The following is a 337-nucleotide window of genomic DNA, read 5'->3' as shown; positions in this document are numbered from 1 at the left end:
CAGGCCCTGCTGCACGCGGCGGAGGCGCGGGCGCACGCCGTCCTCGGGGAGACGCGGGCGTGCACCGGCGCACTGGTACGCGCCGAACGCGCCCTGGAGACGGCCCGGCCCGGCGACGACGTGCCGCACTGGGCACGCTTCTTCGACGAGGCCCAGCTCGCCGACGAACTCGGCCACTGCCACCGGGACCTCCACCAGTTCCGGGCGGCCGCCCAGCACGCCGAGCGCTCGCTCCGGCTGCGCTCCGCCGCGCACGCCCGCAGCCGGCTCTTCTCCCGCGTCGTCCTGGCCACCGCCCGCCTGGGCCTCGGCGACCTCGACCAGGCCTGCACCCTCG

Annotated in this window: 1 pseudogene; it reads left to right on the top strand. The window is 78.0% G+C overall.

The features are described 5' to 3' along the window. Positions 1 to 337 (top strand): annotated as a pseudogene (locus tag GT030_RS11160) (regulator); the annotation flags it as partial.

Source organism: Streptomyces sp. SID1328, from assembly GCF_009865595.1.
Lineage (GTDB): Bacteria > Actinomycetota > Actinomycetes > Streptomycetales > Streptomycetaceae > Streptomyces > Streptomyces griseoluteus.
The sequence above is the reverse complement of the archived record's forward strand: the minus strand, read 5'-3'. Positions and strand labels throughout refer to the sequence as shown.